The sequence below is a fragment of the Anaeromyxobacter diazotrophicus genome (assembly GCF_013340205.1).
GTDB classification, from domain to species: domain Bacteria; phylum Myxococcota; class Myxococcia; order Myxococcales; family Anaeromyxobacteraceae; genus Anaeromyxobacter_A; species Anaeromyxobacter_A diazotrophicus.
In genome coordinates this window covers 250,570-267,870 of the sequence record NZ_BJTG01000007.1, presented here as the reverse complement: position 1 = coordinate 267,870, position 17,301 = coordinate 250,570, and the positions used below count along the sequence as shown (strand labels likewise).

Annotated in this window: 16 protein-coding genes; 6 read left to right on the top strand and 10 right to left on the bottom strand. The window is 74.9% G+C overall.

What is annotated here, in order from left to right:
* The first annotated feature begins 84 nt into the window (after window positions 1–84).
* A complete protein-coding gene (locus HWY08_RS15735) occupies window positions 85–699 on the top strand; it encodes a DUF6066 family protein (protein WP_176066885.1) in 615 nt (204 codons plus the stop codon).
* A gap of 81 nt (window positions 700–780) precedes the next feature.
* Here HWY08_RS15735 and HWY08_RS15730 read toward each other — a convergent pair whose 3' ends face one another.
* From HWY08_RS15730 to mutT, 5 genes are all read right to left on the bottom strand, one after another.
* Window positions 781–2,307: a Do family serine endopeptidase gene (locus HWY08_RS15730; RefSeq protein ID WP_235969659.1), complete on the bottom strand. Its 1,527-nt coding sequence runs from the start codon at window positions 2,305–2,307 to the stop codon at window positions 781–783.
* 156 nt (window positions 2,308–2,463) lie between these two features.
* Window positions 2,464–3,081, bottom strand: a complete 618-nt coding sequence (locus HWY08_RS15725) for a nucleotide exchange factor GrpE (protein ID WP_176066881.1) — start codon at window positions 3,079–3,081, stop codon at window positions 2,464–2,466.
* A 60-nt stretch (window positions 3,082–3,141) separates the two neighbouring features.
* Window positions 3,142–3,369, bottom strand: a complete 228-nt coding sequence (locus HWY08_RS15720; protein ID WP_176066879.1) for a hypothetical protein — start codon at window positions 3,367–3,369, stop codon at window positions 3,142–3,144.
* A complete protein-coding gene (ftsH, locus tag HWY08_RS15715; RefSeq protein WP_176066877.1) occupies window positions 3,366–5,420 on the bottom strand; it encodes an ATP-dependent zinc metalloprotease FtsH in 2,055 nt (684 codons plus the stop codon). The genes HWY08_RS15720 and ftsH overlap by 4 nt, the downstream gene beginning before the upstream one ends.
* A gap of 135 nt (window positions 5,421–5,555) precedes the next feature.
* Complete coding sequence (gene mutT, locus HWY08_RS15710) at window positions 5,556–5,945, bottom strand: 8-oxo-dGTP diphosphatase MutT (RefSeq protein WP_176066875.1); 390 nt, start codon at window positions 5,943–5,945, stop codon at window positions 5,556–5,558.
* A 63-nt stretch (window positions 5,946–6,008) separates the two neighbouring features.
* Here mutT and HWY08_RS15705 point away from each other — a divergent pair, with 63 nt between their 5' ends.
* Both HWY08_RS15705 and HWY08_RS15700 read left to right on the top strand, forming a co-directional pair.
* Window positions 6,009–7,400: an MBL fold metallo-hydrolase RNA specificity domain-containing protein gene (locus HWY08_RS15705; RefSeq protein WP_176066872.1), complete on the top strand. Its 1,392-nt coding sequence runs from the start codon at window positions 6,009–6,011 to the stop codon at window positions 7,398–7,400.
* Complete coding sequence (locus tag HWY08_RS15700; protein WP_235969658.1) at window positions 7,397–8,218, top strand: homocysteine S-methyltransferase family protein; 822 nt, start codon at window positions 7,397–7,399, stop codon at window positions 8,216–8,218. Before HWY08_RS15705 ends, HWY08_RS15700 begins: the two co-directional genes overlap by 4 nt.
* On the opposite strand, the gene pheA is transcribed toward HWY08_RS15700, so the two are convergent.
* Window positions 8,215–9,033, bottom strand: a complete 819-nt coding sequence (gene pheA, locus HWY08_RS15695; RefSeq protein ID WP_176066870.1) for a prephenate dehydratase — start codon at window positions 9,031–9,033, stop codon at window positions 8,215–8,217. The two genes, HWY08_RS15700 and pheA, sit on opposite strands and share 4 nt — an antisense overlap.
* 79 nt (window positions 9,034–9,112) lie before the next feature.
* Between pheA and HWY08_RS21915 the strand changes: the two genes are divergently transcribed.
* A complete protein-coding gene (locus tag HWY08_RS21915; RefSeq protein WP_176066868.1) occupies window positions 9,113–9,610 on the top strand; it encodes a hypothetical protein in 498 nt (165 codons plus the stop codon).
* A gap of 75 nt (window positions 9,611–9,685) precedes the next feature.
* On the opposite strand, the gene HWY08_RS15685 is transcribed toward HWY08_RS21915, so the two are convergent.
* Together HWY08_RS15685 and HWY08_RS15680 are read right to left on the bottom strand one after the other, a co-directional pair.
* Complete coding sequence (locus HWY08_RS15685) at window positions 9,686–10,639, bottom strand: ABC transporter substrate-binding protein (protein ID WP_176066866.1); 954 nt, start codon at window positions 10,637–10,639, stop codon at window positions 9,686–9,688.
* A complete protein-coding gene (locus tag HWY08_RS15680; protein WP_176066864.1) occupies window positions 10,636–12,765 on the bottom strand; it encodes a methyl-accepting chemotaxis protein in 2,130 nt (709 codons plus the stop codon). Before HWY08_RS15680 ends, HWY08_RS15685 begins: the two co-directional genes overlap by 4 nt.
* 262 nt (window positions 12,766–13,027) lie before the next feature.
* Between HWY08_RS15680 and HWY08_RS15675 the strand changes: the two genes are divergently transcribed.
* On the top strand, window positions 13,028–14,443 hold the full coding sequence (locus HWY08_RS15675; protein WP_176066862.1) for an amidohydrolase: 1,416 nt from the start codon (window positions 13,028–13,030) through the stop codon (window positions 14,441–14,443).
* Window positions 14,444–14,447: 4 nt separating this feature from the next.
* Here HWY08_RS15675 and HWY08_RS15670 read toward each other — a convergent pair whose 3' ends face one another.
* Both HWY08_RS15670 and acuI read right to left on the bottom strand, forming a co-directional pair.
* Window positions 14,448–15,491, bottom strand: a complete 1,044-nt coding sequence (locus HWY08_RS15670) for a serine/threonine-protein kinase (RefSeq protein WP_176066860.1) — start codon at window positions 15,489–15,491, stop codon at window positions 14,448–14,450.
* A gap of 80 nt (window positions 15,492–15,571) precedes the next feature.
* Complete coding sequence (acuI, locus tag HWY08_RS15665; protein WP_176066858.1) at window positions 15,572–16,555, bottom strand: acrylyl-CoA reductase (NADPH); 984 nt, start codon at window positions 16,553–16,555, stop codon at window positions 15,572–15,574.
* Window positions 16,556–16,859: 304 nt separating this feature from the next.
* Between acuI and HWY08_RS15660 the strand changes: the two genes are divergently transcribed.
* Window positions 16,860–17,288, top strand: coding sequence for a hypothetical protein (locus HWY08_RS15660; protein WP_176066856.1), 429 nt, complete (start codon window positions 16,860–16,862; stop codon window positions 17,286–17,288).
* Window positions 17,289–17,301: the final 13 nt, after the last annotated feature.

Here is a 17,301-nt window from a genome sequence, read left to right as displayed (position 1 = left end):
GAGATAGTTCCTCACCTCATCCGACGGAAGCCTCCAAGCCCGTCGTTGATGCGCCCGGCCGCAGGTGTCCATGATGCGCGGCACATGCGCCTCGCTCGCCTGGCCCTCCTCCCCCTCGCCCTCCTCCTCCCGGCCCTGACCCACGCAGACGGGCGCTTCGAGGCCCTGCGCGGGCACGCCACGCGCCTCGACAGCCTGGGGCCCTTCCTGGAGCGGTACGTCGGCTCCTGCAAGGACGCGTTCACGCGGGCGGACTGCGAGCAGAACGTCCGCCGGGTGCGCCGGGGCCTCGACGGCAACGTGTACGCGGCGAGCGTGGCCGAGCAGACGCTCGACCTCGTGCGCCCGCAGCGGACCCGCTCGGGCTTCCGCTTCGTGGTGACGCCCTTCATCGACGGCGGCGGGATCGCGCTCACGAACGGGGAGCCGCGCCGCCAGGACGCGGCCGGGCGGCCGCTCATCCAGTTCATCGTGATCGAGGGCGCGCTGCCCGACGGCATGGACGAGCTCGAGCTGGAGAGCGCGCTCCGCACCGGCCGCCTCCAGATGGAGGTGCTCTTCCGGCCCGAGGGGGCCTGGAAGCTGAAGCGGAAGGGGGAGCCGGGCTTCTACGAGGGCGTGAAGGCCCGCTTCCTCGCCATCCGCCTGGTCGACTCGCGCAGCGGCGCGGAGATCGCCTCGAAGGTGCTGAGCGGGTAAAGGCGCGGCGGGGGACGAGCCCCGCCCCACGGTCGAGTCCGTGGGGCGGAGGCCTCGCACCCCGCCGCCGGGCGAGCCGCGCTACTTCTTCTCGCCGCCGAGCTTCACCGGCAGGTACGACGCCTGCTGGCCGCGCTGGACGCGCAGCACCACCACCTGGCCGGGCTTCATCTTCTGGATGAGGCCCACCACCTGCTCCACCTTGTTCACCGGCTGGCGGTTCACCTCGAGGATGACGTCGTTCTTGCGGACCCCCGCCGAGCCGGCGGGGCCGTTGGGGTTCACCGCCACCACCAGGACGCCTTGATCCGGCTGCACGTTGAGCTCGCTGGCGACCTGCGGCGGGACCGGCGCGATGCGGATGCCGAGCTTGTCGTTGGCGCCCGGCTTCTGCGCGGCCGGCCCGCCCTCGCCCTCCTCGCCGCCGCCCAGCTCGCCGCGCGCCAGCGCCTCCTCGTCCGGCCGCTGCGCCACGGTGATGGTGAGGTCCTTCTTCTCGTTGCCGCGCAGCACCGTCAGCGTGGCCTTGCCGCCGGGCTGCACCGAGGAGACGGTGCGGGTGAGCAGGCTCGGGCTGTCGACCGGCTTGCCGTTCACCGCCACGACCACGTCGCCGGGCTTCACGCCCGCCTTGTCCGCCGGCGCCTTCGGCACCACCGACTGCACCAGCGCGCCCTTCGTCCCCTCCTTGAGCCCGAAGCCCTGGACGAGATCGGGGGTGAGCTCGCTCACCGCCACGCCCAGGTAGCCGCGCGAGACCTTGCCGGTGAGGAGCTGCGGGACGAGCTGCTTCGCCATGTTGATGGGCACCGCGAAGCCGATGCCGGAGCCGATCTGCGGGGAGATGATGGCGGTGTTGATGCCCACCACCTCGCCCTTCATGTTGAAGAGCGGGCCGCCCGAGTTGCCCTGGTTGATGGCGGCGTCGGTCTGCAGGAAGTCGTCGAAGGCGCCGCCGGTGAGGCTGCGGTCCTTGGCCGAGACGATGCCGAACGTGACCGACTCGCGGAAGCCGAGCGGGCTGCCGATGGCGAGCACGAAGTCGCCCTGGTCGAGCGCGTCGGAGTCGCCCAGCGCGACGGTGGGGAGCTTGCCCTTGAGCTGCTGGAGCTTGATGAGCGCCACGTCGGAGGCGGGGTCGCGCCCCACGATCTTGGCCTCGAACTCCCGCCCGTCGGAGAGGCGCACCTTGATGTCGGTGGCGTCCTTCACCACGTGGTTGTTGGTAAGGACGTAGCCGTCGTCGTTGATGATGAAGCCGGAGCCGAGGCTCGTGCCCTTGAGCTCCTCCGGCATCTCGCGCTGCCCGAAGAACTTCTCGAAGAGCTGCTGGTTCTCGTCGTCGTCGCCCCCGCCGCCGCCGTTCGGCATCCGCAGGCCGCGGTGCGGGTTCTTCATGACGGTGGTCGAGGAGATGTTCACCACCGCCGGCTTGAGCTGCTTGATGAGGGGCGCGAGCGAGCTCTGCGACGGCACGCTCACGTTCACCGGGGGCTGGCCGGTCGAGTCGTGCCAGAGCTGCTTGCCGGTCTCCTTCGAGGTGGGCGCCTGGGGCGGGGGGCCGGCGTCGGCGCGGCCCTCGATCCCGCAGGCGGTCGCGACGGCCAAGGCCAGGACGACGGAACTGACTGTGAACGCGGTGTGACGCCGCATCGTGCTCCTCCAGAAGGTCATGCACCCCATACAGCCGCGCCCGGAATCTATTTCCGCGCGCGGCCGAGGGTGCGGGGTGAAAGCTCTCGCGGCCCGTCCTGCGACCGGGCCTCAGGCCTGCGTGAAGCGCCCCACCCTCACCCGGGCAGGCCGCAAAATCCTCTCGCCGATCCGATAACCTGCGCGGACCTCCTGCACCACGACGTCGTCCTGCGACCTATCGCCCACCGGCACGACGTCCACCGCCTCGGCCAGGTGCGGGTCATAGCGCTGACCCACCACCGAGAGCCGCTGCGCGCCCAGCTCCGAGACCTTCTTGGCGAGCGAGGCGAGCGTGAGCCGCACCCCGTCCACGAGCGGCCCGGTCGCGTCCCCCGCCCCCCCCAGGGCGCGCTCCAGCTCGTCCACCGCCTCGAGGAGCACCTGCGCCACCTGCGCCCGCTCCGCCTCGAGCACGCGCGTCTTCTCCCGCTCGAGCCGGACGCGCGCCGCCTTCCCGTCCTCCACCAGCGAGGCGTAGGCGCGCATGAGCTCGTCGATCCGCGCGGACTGCTGGGCGAGGGTGGCGTCGCGCGGGTCGGGCCCGCCGGCCTCCCCCTGGGCGGCCTCCGGCGCGGAGGTCACCTCCTGCTCCGGCACGGCCTCCCCGTCGGGGGTGAAGCGGCGGCGGTCGTTCACCTTCACCTGCGGTTCAGGGCGCGGACCTTGCCGGCTCGACTCGTCGGGCATTCCTACCTCCGGCGCCGAAGCTAACCACAGGCGGGACGCTGTCAAACCTGAAGGGGGGCGTCAGTCTCCCGGGGGCGCCGGGAACTCGGGCTCCCGCACCGCCTCCCCGTCCTGGCCCCGGATCTCCACGCCCGAGGCGCGGAGGCTGTAGTACAGCAGCCACCGCTCGGCGTCGGTGAGCGAGCCGGCGGGCATCGCGCGCTCGACCTCCTGCACGGAGAGCCAGCCTTGCTGGATCCCCCGCTGGAAGAGCTCCTTGCGGGCGCGGTGGCTGCGGCTCGTCTTCACGTGGGGCCGCGCTCCGGATCCGGCGTGCCCGCCACCGCCTTGGGCGCGGAGGGCGCGCACGCGTGGCTCGCGCCGCCCGCCGCGGAGACCGGCCGGCTCGGGTGCTCCGGCGGCGCCTCCTCGTGGCCGTGGCTGTCGATCCCGCCCGGCCGCTCGACCTTGGGGCCCCACAGCCGCACGATCTCCTCCTCCTCCACCACCTCGACCGCGAGCAGCCGCGCCGCCAGCATGTCGAGCTTGTCGCGGTGGCGGCGCAGCACGTCGCGGGCGCGCCCCTGCGCCTCGGTCACGAGCGCCTGCACCTCGCGGTCGATCTCGAGGGCGGTCCGGTCCGAGTAGCTGCGCGACTCGGGCCCCTTCAGGCCGAGGAAGGTCGGGCCGTGGTCGTCGGAGAGCGACACCGGCCCGAGGCTGCTCATGCCGTAGTCGCGCACCATCATGCGCGCGAGGCCGGTCGCCTGCTGCAGGTCGTTGGAGGCGCCGGTGGACGGCTCGCCGAAGATCTCCTCCTCGGCGACGCGGCCGCCCATGAGCCCGGCCATCCGGTCGCGCAGCTCGCTGCGGGTGAGGAGGTACCGGTCCTCGATCGGCAGCTGGAGCGTGTAGCCGAGCGCGCCCAGGCCGCGGGGGATGATGGACACCTTCGTCACCCGGTCGGCGTTGGGGAGCAGCCACGAGACGAGCGCGTGGCCCGACTCGTGGAAGGCGACGATCTCCTTCTCGCGCTCGTTGATGCGCCGGCTCTTCTTCTCGAGGCCGGCCACGACCCGCTCGATGGCCTCCTCGAACTCGGCGCGGCCCACCGCCGACTTGTTCCGGCGGGCGGCCAGCAGGGCCGCCTCGTTCACCACGTTGGCGAGGTCGGCGCCGGCGAAGCCGGGGGTGCGCGCCGCGACCGAGCGCAGGTCGACGTCCGGCCCGAGCTTCACGTTCCGCGCGTGGATCTGCAGGATCTTCTCGCGCCCGCGCTTGTCGGGCCGGTCGACCAGGACCTGCCGGTCGAAGCGCCCGGGCCGCATGAGCGCCGGGTCGAGGATCTCGGGGCGGTTGGTGGCCCCCATGACGATGAGGCTGGCCCGGTTGTCGAAGCCGTCCATCTCGGCGAGGAGCTGGTTGAGCGTCTGCTCGCGCTCGTCGTGCCCGCCCATGATGCCGGAGTTGCGGCTCTTGCCGAGCGCGTCGAGCTCGTCGATGAAGACGATGCAGGGCGCCTTGGCCGTCGCCTGCTGGAACAGGTCGCGGACGCGCGCGGCGCCGACGCCGACGAACATCTCGACGAACTCGGAGCCGGAGAGCGAGAAGAAGGGCACGCCCGCCTCGCCCGCGGTGGCGCGCGCGAGCAGCGTCTTGCCGGTGCCCGGCGGCCCGACCAGCAGGACGCCCTTGGGGATGCGCCCGCCGAGGCGCCGGTACTTCTCCGGCGTCTTCAGGAACTCGACGATCTCCTGCAGCTCCTCGACCGCCTCGTCGATGCCGGCGACGTCCTTGAACGTGATGCCGGTGTCCGGCTCCATGTGGATGCGCGCCTTCGACTTGCCGAAGGTCATCACGCCGGGCGGCCCCTGGCCCATCTGCCCGGTCATCCGCCGCATCACCCAGCCCCAGAACAGGAGCCCGAGCGCGATGGGCGCCACCCACACCCAGAACACGTCGCCCATGCCGGAGGAGGAGACCGCGTCGTACTCGACCTTCGACTTCTCGATGTCCTTGATGAGCTCGTCGTCGCCCGTCATGCGCGTCGCGACGTAGGGCAGGCCCGCCTGGCCCTTGCCCTTGTCGCGGTCGTTCTCGGCCGCCACCTCGGCCGGCCTGGGATAGCCGCGCACCCAGTCCGGGCCGACCACGACGCGCTCGAACGACTGGCTCCGCAGCATCTCCTTCCACTGGGAGTAGCCAATCCGCCGCACCCCCACGTCCTGGAAGGCGCGGAAGAGGAAGACCGCCAGCGCGATGAGCACCAGCCAGGCCGCGGGCGAGGAGAACGGCGAGCGGCCTGCCAGCCGGCCCGGCTTGTCTGGGCGCCCCTTGGGCGTCTTTTCGTGATCGGCCACGCGGTGCCACCCCTTTTCGGCAACATGTGCACGTCCGGCAGGCGGGCAAACTGGCCCGCTGCGGTGCGCGACGGATCTGCCTAGTCGGGGGAGGCGCCGGGGGCCGCTGCCGATCGGGCCCGGGCCGGGGAATGCCTACAAACCCAGCAGCTTGGCGATGGTCTTCTCGTCGGCGGCGGGGAACTCGTAGTCGTCCAGCTCGTGCGGACTCACCCAGCGGTGGTCGTTCACGCCCTGGTGCTGGATGACGCCGTCCACGTGGCGGCAGCGGTAGACGCAGAAGTCGATGTCGTAGCTCTCGTAGGCGTGCTCGACGTGGATGACGCGCGGGCCGACCGCGACCTCGATCCCCATCTCCTCGGAGAGCTCGCGCGCCAGCGCCTCCTCGTCCGTCTCGCCGGGCTCGACCCGCCCGCCCGGGAACTCCCACAGGAGCGGCAGCGACGCGCGGGCGGGCCGCTGCGTGATGAGGTACTTCCCGTCGCGCTCGATCATCGCGCCGACGACCCGGATCTTGCGCCGCATCGACCTCTCCCTGGCGCCGCGCCCCGAGCGGCGGTGGTCCGTGGATTGTAGAATCCGGGCTCCATGGCGTCCATGCGCTTCCTGGGCGCGGCCGGCACCGTCACCGGCTCGCGTTACCTGGTCAACACCCCCGCGGGGGCGGTGCTGGTCGACGCGGGCCTGTTCCAGGGCCGCAAGGAGCTCCGGCTCAGGAACTGGGAGCCGTTCCCCGTCCCCCCCGCCACGCTGGCGGCGGTGGTGCTGACGCACGCGCACATCGACCACGCGGGCGCGCTGCCGCTGCTGGCGCGCGAAGGGTACCGAGGGCCGGTCCACTGCACGCCCGCCACCCGCGACCTCGCCTCGCTGCTCCTGCCCGACTCCGGGAAGCTGCAGGAGGAGGAGGCGCGCTTCGCGAACCAGCGCGGCTACTCGAAGCACGCGCCGAACGCGCGCCCGCTCTACACCGAGCGCGAGGCGGTGGCGGCGCTGCGCCTGCTGCAGCCGCTGCCCTACGGCGTCCCGCGGGAGATCCTGCCGGGCGTGACCCTCACCTTCCGCCGCGCCGGCCACATCCTCGGCAGCGCCACGGTCGAGCTCGCGCTCGCGGGGCCGGGCGGCGCGGCGCGCCGGGTCCTGTTCTCGGGCGACCTCGGGCGCTACGGCGCGCCCATCCTGCCCGACCCCGAACCGGCGCCCGCGGCCGACGTCCTCCTCGTCGAGTGCACCTACGGCGACCGGCTGCACCAGGGCGACGCCGGCGCCGAGCTGCGCCAGGCGGTCCTCGAGGCGGTCGCGCGCGGCGGCGCGCTCCTCGTGCCCGCCTTCGCCGTCGGGCGCAGCCAGGAGCTGCTCTTCCGGCTGCGGGCGCTCGAGGCGGCCGGCGAGATCCCGGAGCTGCCGGTGTTCATGGACTCGCCCATGGCGGTCGACGCCACGCCCATGTACGTGGCGCATCGCGAGGACCACGACGACGAGATGAGCCGGCTGCTCGCGGCGGGCGTCGACCCGCTCCGCCCGGCGCGCCTGCGCTTCGCCCGCGCCACGGAGCAGTCGAAGGCCATCCACCGCGTGGAGGGGCCGTGCGTCATCATCTCCGCCTCGGGCATGGCCACCGGTGGCCGCATCCTCCACCACCTCGAGCACCGCCTGCCCGACGAGCGCACCACCGTGCTGCTCGCCGGCTACCAGGCGCCGGGCACCCGCGGCTGGAGCCTGCAGAACGGCGCGCGCACGCTGCGCCTGCACGGGCTGGACGTGCCGGTGCGGGCGCGCGTGGCGACGCTCACCGGCCTCTCCGCGCACGGCGACCGGGACGAGGTGGCGCGCTGGCTCGACACCCTGCCGCGCCCGCCCGCCCGGACCTACTGCGTGCACGGCGAGCCGGCGCCGCTCGCGGCGGTGCGCGACCGGCTGGCGGCGCGCGGCTGGAGCGCGGCCGTGCCGAGGCACGGGGAGGAGGTGGAGCTCGGGTGAGGCCGCTCCTCCTCGACGGGGCCATGGGCACCGAGCTCCTCGCCGCCGGCCTGCCCGCCGGGGCGCTGCCGGAGGCGTGGCTCGAGGAGCGGCCGGAGGCGATCGCCGCGGTGCACGCCGCCCACGCCGCGGCCGGGGCGGAGGTCGTGCTCACCTGCACCTTCAGCCTGGCGGCGCCGCGCCTGCGCGCCGCGGGCGTGGCGGCGCCGGTGGCGGAGCTGGCCGGGCGCGCGGTGGCGCTCGCGCGGCGCGGCGCGCCGGGCGCGCGGGTGGCGGGCGCGGTGGGCCCCACCCAGCGCGAGGCCGCCCCCGCGGCGGAGCTCCGCGCGCGCTACGGCGAGGCGTTCCGGGCGCTCGCCGCCGCCGGGGCCGAGCTCCTGTGGGCCGAGAGCCAGTGGAACCTCGCCGAGGCGCGCGCCGCCCTGGCGGCGGCCCGCGAGACCGGCCTCCCGGCGGCCGTGACGTTCGCGTTCCGCGAGGAGGCCGAGGCGCTCGTCGCCGGCTCCGGCGAGCCCGCCCGCGAGTGCCTCCTCGCCCTGGCGCGCGAGGGCGCCGCGGCGGTGGGCGTGAACTGCGCCCTGCCCCTCGCCCCGCTCGCGCCGCTGCTCGTCGACTGCCGCGCCGAGGTGGGGGTCCCGCTCGTGGCGAAGCCCTCGGCCGGCCTGCCGGGCCGGCTCGTCTCCCCCGGCGCCTTCGCCGGCTGGCTCGTCGAGCTGCACCGCGCCGGCGCCGGCTGGCTGGGCGGCTGCTGCGGGGCGACCCCCGGGCACCTCGCCGCCGCCGCGCGCCGGCTCCGGGGCGAGGGCGCGCCGGCCTAGCCCCGCGGGTAGGAGCCGAGCAGGTGGAGCGCGTGCACCCGCTCCAGCACCCCCGCGATGGCCTCGGCGCCGGCCGCCTCGGAGCGGTGGCCCTCGAAGTCGATGAAGAAGACGTAGTGGCCGAGCGCCTGCTTGCTGGGGCGGCTCTCGATCTTGGACAGGTTGATGTGCCGCTGCGCGAACACCCCGAGGACGTCGTACAGGCCGCCCGGCCGGTCGCGGTCGAGGGTGAAGGCGATGCTGGTGCGGTCGCGGCCGGTCGGCCGCTCGTCCTCGCGCGCCACCAGCACGAAGCGGGTGGTGTTCCCCTCCCCGTCCTGGATGTCCTCGGCGAGCAGCGCCAGGCCGTACCGCTCGGCGGCGGCGCGCGACGCGACCGCGGCGGCGTCGGGGCGCTCGGCGGCGAGCCGCGCCGCCTCGGCGGTCGAGAGCGCCGGCTCGAGGGGCACGCCGGGCAGCCTGGCGCGGAGGAAGGCCTGGCACTGCGCCGCCGCGATGGGGATGGAGAGGACCCGCTTCACGTCCCCGAACGCGACGCCGGGCCGCGCCAGCAGGTTCTGCCGGATGGGCAGGAGCACCTCGCGCCGGATGCGGAGCCCGGGCCGGTGCACGAGCAGGTCGAGCGTGGCCGAGACGCTGCCCTCGAGCGAGTTCTCGATGGGGAGGAGCCCGCAGTCCACCTCACCCTTCGCGACCGCCTCGAAGGTGTCGGCGATGCTGGGGTAGTCGCGGCGCTCGGCGCCGCCGGCGAGGTCGCAGCGCGAGAGCGCCTCCTCGCTGAAGGTGCCGGGTGGGCCGAGGTAGCCGACGCGCATGCTCCGGTTCTAGCAGGCGCGGCGGGAGGACTCCACCTCGCGCGAGCGGCGGAGCGGGCCGGTCGTTATCGCGACCGGGATGCCGACCTACCCCGCCGCCGTACGCCGCGCCGCCGCGGCGCCCCTCCTCGCCGCCGCCGGGCTCGCCCTGGCGGCCTCCCCGGCCTTCGCCCAGGGCTCCCCGCCGGCGCCCGCGCCCGCGCGCGCTCCCCAGGCGGTGCCGCTCGTCCCGCCCTCGGCCTCCCCCGCGGCCGGCGCCGCCAGCGGGCCGCAGAACGCCATCCTCCTCACCATCTTCCTCCGTCACGATCAGTCGAAGCCGCTGCCGGAGATCAACGCGCAGCTCGACCGGAGCGGCTTCCACGAGCGGTTTCCCCCGCCCGGGGTGGAGGTGGTCTCCTGGTACGTGATGATGGGGATCGGCCAGGTGGTGACGCTGCGCGTCCCGCCGGACAAGCTGCGCGAGGTGAACCTCGCCGTCGAGAACGGCGCCTGGGGCGCCTTCCGCACCGAGTTCTACCCCACCTACGACTACCGGCCGGTCTGGGAGCAGCAGCGCGCGCAGCGCCGGCGGTGACGGCGGCCGAGACGAGCGGGGCCGGGCTCCGCGCGGCGGAGTCCGGCCCCGGACGGCTCGGTGGTCCGAGCGGCGCTACCCCTTCGCCTTCTCCAGCAGGTCGAGCTTCACCCACTCGGTGGCGGCCGGCGGCGTCACCATCCGGCCGATGCCGTACTTCAGCATGAGGTCGGTCGTGACCTGCACGTGGCGGGGCGACACCTCGTAGGTGAACTCCGCGTTCTCCATCGCGTCGCGGAAGCCCTCCGCGGTGAGCTGGCCCTTGAACAGGTCCTCGCGGATGAACCGCTCCGCCAGCTTCCGGTCCTTCTTGAAGGCGCGCGTGGCCTCGACGAAGCACTTCATGACGCGCAGCGCGACCTCGGGCTTCGTCTGGTACATCGCCTCGGTCATGACGAGGACGCGCACCGGCTCGCCGAGCTCGGTGTCGTAGGGCTTCAGCATCTCCTTGCCGAACCCCTTGTGGATGGCCTGCGACGCGTACGGCTCGGACTGCATGACGGCGTCGACCTTCTTCGCCTCGAGGCCGGCGTTGAGCTCGCCGTAGGGCATGTAGACGACGGTCACGTCGCGGCCGGGCTTGTCGGACCAAGTCATGCCGTGCTTCGCCAGCTCGGCGGCGAGGAGCAGCTCGACCGCGCCGCCGCGCGCCACGCCCACCTTCTTGCCCTTGAGGTCGGCGATCTTCTTGAGCGGCAGGTCGGCGCGGGCGAGGAGGCGGGCGCTGCCCTTGGCGAAGCCGGCGACCACGAACGTCTTGGCGCCGCCCGCGCGGGCCACCACCGCGGCGTCGGCGGCGCTGGCGGCGAGATCGAGCTCGCCCGCGTTGAGCGCCGGGATCATGTCGATGCCCTTGTCGTAGATGCGCTCCTCGATCTTGAGGCCGTACTTGGGCGCCAGCTCCTTCATGTACGAGACGGCGCCGTAGATGACGAACTTCTGGTTGCCGAGCCGCACGACGTCCTCGCCGCGGGCCGGGCCGGCCAGCGAGGCGAGGAGGCAGAGGGCGGTGCCGAGCTGCTTGATCATCGGTGGTTCTCCAGGGTGGTGCTGCGGCGGGACTGCGGTGGGTGCGCCCACGGCTGGCGCGCGGCGGCGGCGGGGGTCGCCCGGGCGGACTCGCCGGGCGTCTCGCCGACGCGGAAGGAGGCGACGGTGGCGGCGAGCTGCTGCGCGCGCCCGGACAGGTCGTTCACCGCCGAGGAGGACTCCTCGGCGCTGGCGGCGTTCTGCTGGGTGACCTTGTCCATGTCGGCGATGGCGCGGGTCACCTGGTCGATGGCGCCGGCCTGCTCGCGGGCGCCGACCGCGATCTCGCCCACGAGCCCGGAGACCTGCCCCACCCCCTGCACGATGGCCGCGAGCTTCTCCGCCACCTGCCGCGAGGTGAGCTCCCCGGCGCCGGCCTGCTTCACCGACTCGCGGATGAGCGCCTCGGTCTTGTTGGCGGCCTCCTTGGAGCGGAGCGCCAGCGAGCGCACCTCCTCGGCGACCACCGCGAAGCCGCGGCCCGCCTCGCCGGCGCGCGCCGCCTCGACGGCCGCGTTGAGCGCGAGGAGGTTCGTCTGGAACGCGATCTCGTTGATGTCCTTGATGATGGCGGAGGTGCCCTCCGCCGCGCGGCGCACGTTCTCCATCACCCGCTGCATCTCGCCGATGGCGCCGGCGCCCTCGCTGGCAGCCCCGCGCGCCCCCTCGGCGAGCTGGCTGGCGCGCGCGGCGGCCTCGGCGGACCGCCGGGCCATCCCCGCCACCGACTCCACCGAGGCGGTGGTCTCCTCGATGCTCGCGGCCTGCTCGCTCGCGCCCGACGCCACCGCCTGGCTGGAGGAGGCGATCTGCGCCGAGGCGGACGAGACCTCGCCGGCCGAGGCGGACACCTCCTGCATCGCGCGCTCCAGCGCGTCGGACATCGCGTTGAGCGAGCCGACCAGCCGGGCGTGGTCGCCCCGGTAGTCGCCGTGGACCCTGGCCCGCAGGTCGCGCGCGGCGAGCTGCTCCAGCGCCTCGGTCGCGGCGCTGACCGGGCCGAGGATGGAGTCGAGGAGCGCGTTGATGCCCTCGACCAGGCGCCGGTTGAACCCGGCCTCGCCCGCGGCGTCGGCGCGCACCGCCAGCTCGCCGCGCGTGGCGGCCGCCAGCAGGCGCTCGATCTCGGCGTTGCGGCGCTCGGTCTGCGCCTTGAGGCGCAGCAGGTCCTGCCGCTGCGCCTCGTACTCCCCGGCGAGCTGCTCCGCGCCCACCGCCGGGAGCTCGCCGGCGGCGTAGGCGCGGAGGAACGCGCTCGCCCCGCGGTAGGCGCGCACGGTCGCGTCCACCGCCCCGTTCATGCCCTCCACGATGCCGCGGAACTCGGCGTCCACCGCCTCGGGGGTGCCGCGCTCGTCGAGGCGCCCCGCCGCGACGGCGCCGGTGACCTTGCGCGCCTCGCCGGTGAGGGTCGCGACGGTGCGGCCGATGCTCCGCGCGAGCAGCGCCGCGAGCGCGATCGAGAGCGCCGCGCCGGCGAGCACCGAGAGCCCGATGACCAGCATGCCGACCGCGGCGGCGCGCTCGCCCGCGTCGCGGCTCGCCTGCACGTCCTTCTGCTCGTTCTGGAGCAGCGCGCCCAGCGCGGCCGAGGCCGCCTCGTCGGCCTTCCGCAGCTCGGCGAAGGCCTGCCACACGGCGCGGTCGGTCGCGATCTCCTCCGGGCTGTCCTGCCCGCGGTCGAGGATGGCGCGATCGTGCTCGTCGATGCGGGCGAGCAGGGCGCGCGCGCTCACGCGCCAGCCGTCCCACGGGGCCGCGGCGCGGTGCCATTCGGCCTCGAGGTCCGCGTCGCGCGGCAGCTCCCCGAAGGTCTTCCAGGCCTCGTCGAGCCGCTGGTGCGACGCCTCGAGCTCGGCCCGCGCCGCCTTGCGGAGCTCGGGATCGGCGCGCGGCAGGAGGAGCCGCCCGAGGGCGCGGTCCGCCGTCATGTGGGCGGCGTCGACCGCGCCGAGCGCCTGCGCGCCCGCGAAGCTCACGCCGGCCACCTCGGCCAGGTGCGCCGCGATGCTGCGCGCGGACAGGTACGAGGCGAGCCCGATCCCGAGCGTGATCGCGATCGCGATCGCGAAGGACGCCGCGATCTTCGGCCCAAGCCTCCACGTCGCCAACCATCCCCTGATCACGCGGTCCTCCTCGGGCCCGAGCCGGCCCGCTCGTCGCGCTCCCGTCGCGCGACGGGGAGCCCCCTGCGCAAAGGCCGTGCCGCTCGGCCCGCCTTGCGGGTAGCGCCTTTGACACGCGGGGACGGCGGGTTCGCGCCGACCCGAGGTGTCCCAATCACCTGATCGGGTGACCCTTGTCCCCGGTAGCCCGTCGGGGGTATGCCCTCGCGCCGGCGGCGTCTCCGTACGGCTCGCGCCGCCGTCCACCCTGAAGGAGAAGGTCATGAAGACGAGACGGATCGCGGCCGTGCTGGCCGCGCTGTGCGCACCCGCCGCTTTCGCGGCCGGCGCGGCGCCGACCGACGCCTACCTCGACGAGACGCGGGGCCAGTGGGAGGCGCTGGCCCAGCGCATCTGGGAGGCGCCGGAGGTCGGGCTGCAGGAGGTGCGGTCGTCCGCGATGCTGGCGGCGGCGCTGGAGCAGGAGGGATTCAAGGTGACCCGCGGCGTGCCGGGGCTGCCGACCGCGTTCGTCGCCACCGCCGGCTCGGGCGAGCCGGTCGTCACGCTGCTCGCCGAGTACGACGCGCTCCCCGCGCTGTCGCAGGTGGCGGGCAGCACGAAGAAGCAGCCGATCGCGGCCGGAGCGCCCGGCCACGCCTGCGGGCACAACCTGCTCGGCACCGCCGCGGTCGCCGGGGCGGCGGCGGCCAACCGCGCCCGCCTGGCGCAGCACCTCCCCGGCACGATCCAGGTGCTCGGGACGCCGGCCGAGGAGCAGTTCATCGGGAAGGCGTTCATGGCGCGCGACGGCCTGTTCGCGAAGAGCGCGGCGGTGCTGACCTGGCACCCCGACGACCAGAACCGGGTGGTCAACCGGACGCGGCTGGCGGTGAGCGCGGCGGACGTGGAGTTCTTCGGGAAGTCGGCGCACGCCTCGGCCAGTCCCTGGCTCGGCCGCAGCTCGCTCGACGCGCTGGCGCTGTTCGACCACGCCATGGCGCTCATGCGCGAGCACGTGAAGCCGACCGCCCGCATCCACCGCGTCGTCAAGGACGGCGGCGCCCAAGCCAACATCATCCCCGACTACACCCGCGGGCAGTACTGGCTGCGCGACGCGACGGGCGAGAGCGTCGAGGAGCTCATGGGGCGGCTGCGCCAGGCCGCGGACGGCGCCGCGCTCGCCACCGGGACGCGCGCCAAGGTCACCGTCCTCTTCTCGGCCCGCGACGTGGTCCCGAACGACGCGCTGGGCAAGCTCCTGCACCGCGAGCTGGAGCGCGTGGGGGCCCCGGCCTTCGACGCCGCGGACGTCGGCTGGGCCCAGGCGCTGCAGCGCGAGGTCGGCGTCGAACCGCAGGGGCTCTCGACCGGCGTCGTGCCCTACGCCCCGCGCGTCGGCGGGACCGCCTCCTCCGACATCGGCGAGGTGAGCGCGGTCGCGCCGCTGGCCGAGCTCGGCGTGGCGGTGCGCCCCATCGGCACCGCGGCGCACCACTGGGCGCAGACCTCCGCCGCCGCCCACCCGGTCGGCCGGCGCGGCATGCTGGTCGCGGCCAAGGTCCTCGGCGCCTCCGCGGTCGACCTGCTCCGCGATCCCGCCCTGTGCCAGGCGGTCGCGGAGGACTTCCACCGGGCGACCGGCGGCAAGCCGTACCGCTCGCCGCTGGCGCCGGACGCGACGCCGCGGGCCTTCTAGGCGGTCAGAGCGCCTGCCTGGCCCAGGCCAGGCAGGCGCCCGCGATCACCAGCGCGGCGGCCAGCGCCCACCCCAGGCGCGCCAGCCCGCGCGAGCTCGGGGCGGCCGGCGCGTCCGCGACCGAGGCCCGCGACAGCACCGTGGAGCGCACCGCCACGCTGCGCGCCTCCTCGGTGAGGCCCCGGTCGCTGAGCAGCGCCGCCAGCACCTCCTCGGCCGGCGCGCCGCCGAGCAGCCGCTCGGCGCAGGCCTCGAGCTCCCGGGCCAGCGCCCCGGCCGACGGCCAGCGGCGCGAGGGGCGCTTCTCCAGGCAGCGCTCGATGGCGCGGGCCAGCCGCCGCGGCACCTCGGGCGCGGCGTCGCGCACCGGGCGCAGGCGCTTCTTGCGCACCGCCGCGAAGAGCTCGGCGAACGTGTCGCCCTGGAACGGCCGGCGCCCGGCGGCGAGCTCGTAGAGCATCACCCCGGTCGACCAGATGTCGCTGTGCTCGGTGGCCTGCTCGCCCTCGAGCATCTCGGGCGACACGTAGGCCGGCGTCCCCACCACCGCGCCGGTGCGGGTGATCTCCGAGGCGAGCGGATCCTTGGCGATGCCGAGGTCCATGAGCTTCACCTCGCCCGCCCGCGACAGCATCACGTTCGAGGGCTTCACGTCGCGGTGGACGAGCGCGTGCTCGTGCACGCACTCGAGCGCGTCCGCCATCCGCGCCCCGATGGCCGCCACGCACGCGACCGGCAGCGCCCCCCCCGCGGAGAGCAGCTTCTGCAGATCGGCCCCGTCCACGAACTCGGTGACGAGGAAGAGCCCCTCGTCCTTCTCCACCAGGTCGTGCACCGCGAGCAGCGCCGGGTGGCGCATCTGGGCGTACGCCCGCCCCTCCCGCCGGAACCGCTCGACCAGGTCCTTCGACGGCGTGTGCCCCGGCTGGAACGCCTTCACCGCCACGCGCCGGTCGAGGCCCTCCTGGTAGGCCTCGTACACGACGCTCATGCCGCCCCGCCCGATCTCGCGCAGGATGCGGCTCGACCCCACCTTTCGGACCGCCATCGGCAGCAGCTTCCGCTGGGGTGCGCGCGGGCGCAAGGAGCGCGGGTGCGACCTCCGCGCCCATTCGGCACCGCTGGGCGTCAACGGCGCACGTCGACCGCGATCCGGCCGCGCACCTGGCCGGCGAGGAGCCCGGGCGCGGCGGCGAGCGCGTCCGCCAGCCCGATCTCGGTCGTGAGCGCGGCGAGCTTGGCCGGGTCGAGGTCGGCCGCGAGCCGCGCCCACGCCTGGCGCCGCAGGGGGGGCGGCGCGCGCACGCTGTCGATGCCGTACAGCGCGACGCCGCGCAGGATGAAGGGCGCCACTGTGGCCGGGAAGTCCATCCCGCCGGCCAGGCCGCAGGCGGCGACCGCGCCGTGGGCGCGGGTCTGGGCGCAGGCGTTGGCGAGCGTGTGGCTGCCGACCGCGTCGATGGCGCCCGCCCAGCGCTCGGCTCCGAGCGGCTTGCCCGGCGCCGCCAGCTCGGCGCGGTCGATCACGCGCGCGGCGCCGAGGCCGCGCAGGTAGTCGGCCTCGGCCGGCCGGCCGGTCGAGGCGACCACCGCGAATCCGCGCCGCGCCAGCAAGGCGATGGCGACGCTCCCCACCCCGCCGGCGGCCCCGGTGACGAGCACCTCGCCCTGGTCCGGCGTGACCCCGTGCCGCTCCAGCGCCAGCACCGAGAGCATGGCGGTGAACCCGGCGGTGCCGATGGCGGCCGCCTCGCGGGTCCCGAACGGCGGCGGCACCTTCACCAGCGGCTCGGCCTCCACCCGCGCCCGCTCGGCCAGCCCGCCGAAGCGCGTCTCGCCGAGGCCCCAGCCATTCAGCACCACGGCGTCGCCCGGCGCGAACCCCGGCGCGCGGCTCGCCTCCACCGTGCCGGCCACGTCGATGCCGGGCACCATGGGGAACTTCCTCACCACCGGTGAACGACCGGTGATGGCGAGCGCGTCCTTGTAGTTGAGCGTCGACCACTCCACGCGCACGGTCACGTCGCCGTCGGGGAGCTGCGCGTCGTCCAGCTCCGTGAGCCGCGCGGCGCTGCCGGACGCCGTCTTCTCGACCAGGATGGCCCTGAACATGTGTCCTCCGTGCGAGCGGCCGGGCGCCGGCCGGCGCTCCCCTCCTTACTGCACGCAACTGCCAGCGCAAGCGCGGTTTTTCGGGCCGGTCCGGCGGCGGTCCCCGGGGACCTCGGGTGAACTCCCGAGGCCCGCCTCGGGACTCCGCGCGCCCGCGGCTCGGCCATCGCCGCCGCCGCGGACCGGACACTCTCCTCGCACCCTGGGTGATCGGACCGATTTCGCGGCGGGTGCGGACGCGCGACACTGTCATCGTCGAGCTGAACCCAGGGCGCACGGGGCGCCGGGACGAGGAGGACGGGTCATGACGAGGATCGAGGCGGGCGCGACGGCGAGCAAGGGCTACTACTTCAGCGCGAAGCGCTGGTCGCTCCACCCGGTCGCGGTGGACGGCGAGACGCTCCCCGGCGAGCCCGGCGAGCGGTACCTGCGGATCCCGCTGCTGCTCGCGCTCGTCGTGGCCCCGGCCATGGGCGCCGCCTTCCTGATGTTCCTGCCCTTCGTCGGCTTCTACCTGGCGGCCTCGGCCGCGCTGCGGCCGGTCACCGCCGGCTTCCGCGCCTCCGCCGAGGGCGTCGCCGCCACGATGGCGCCGGGGTGGGTCCCCGGCGAGGCGCACCTCACCGGCGCGCGCGCCGAGCGGGCCGAGGGCGGCGCCCGGCGCCCCTCCGCCGAGGACCGGCTGGCGGAGGTGGAGCGCGAGATCGCGCGGCGGCGGGCGGCGCGGGCGTAGCGCGCGGTCGCGG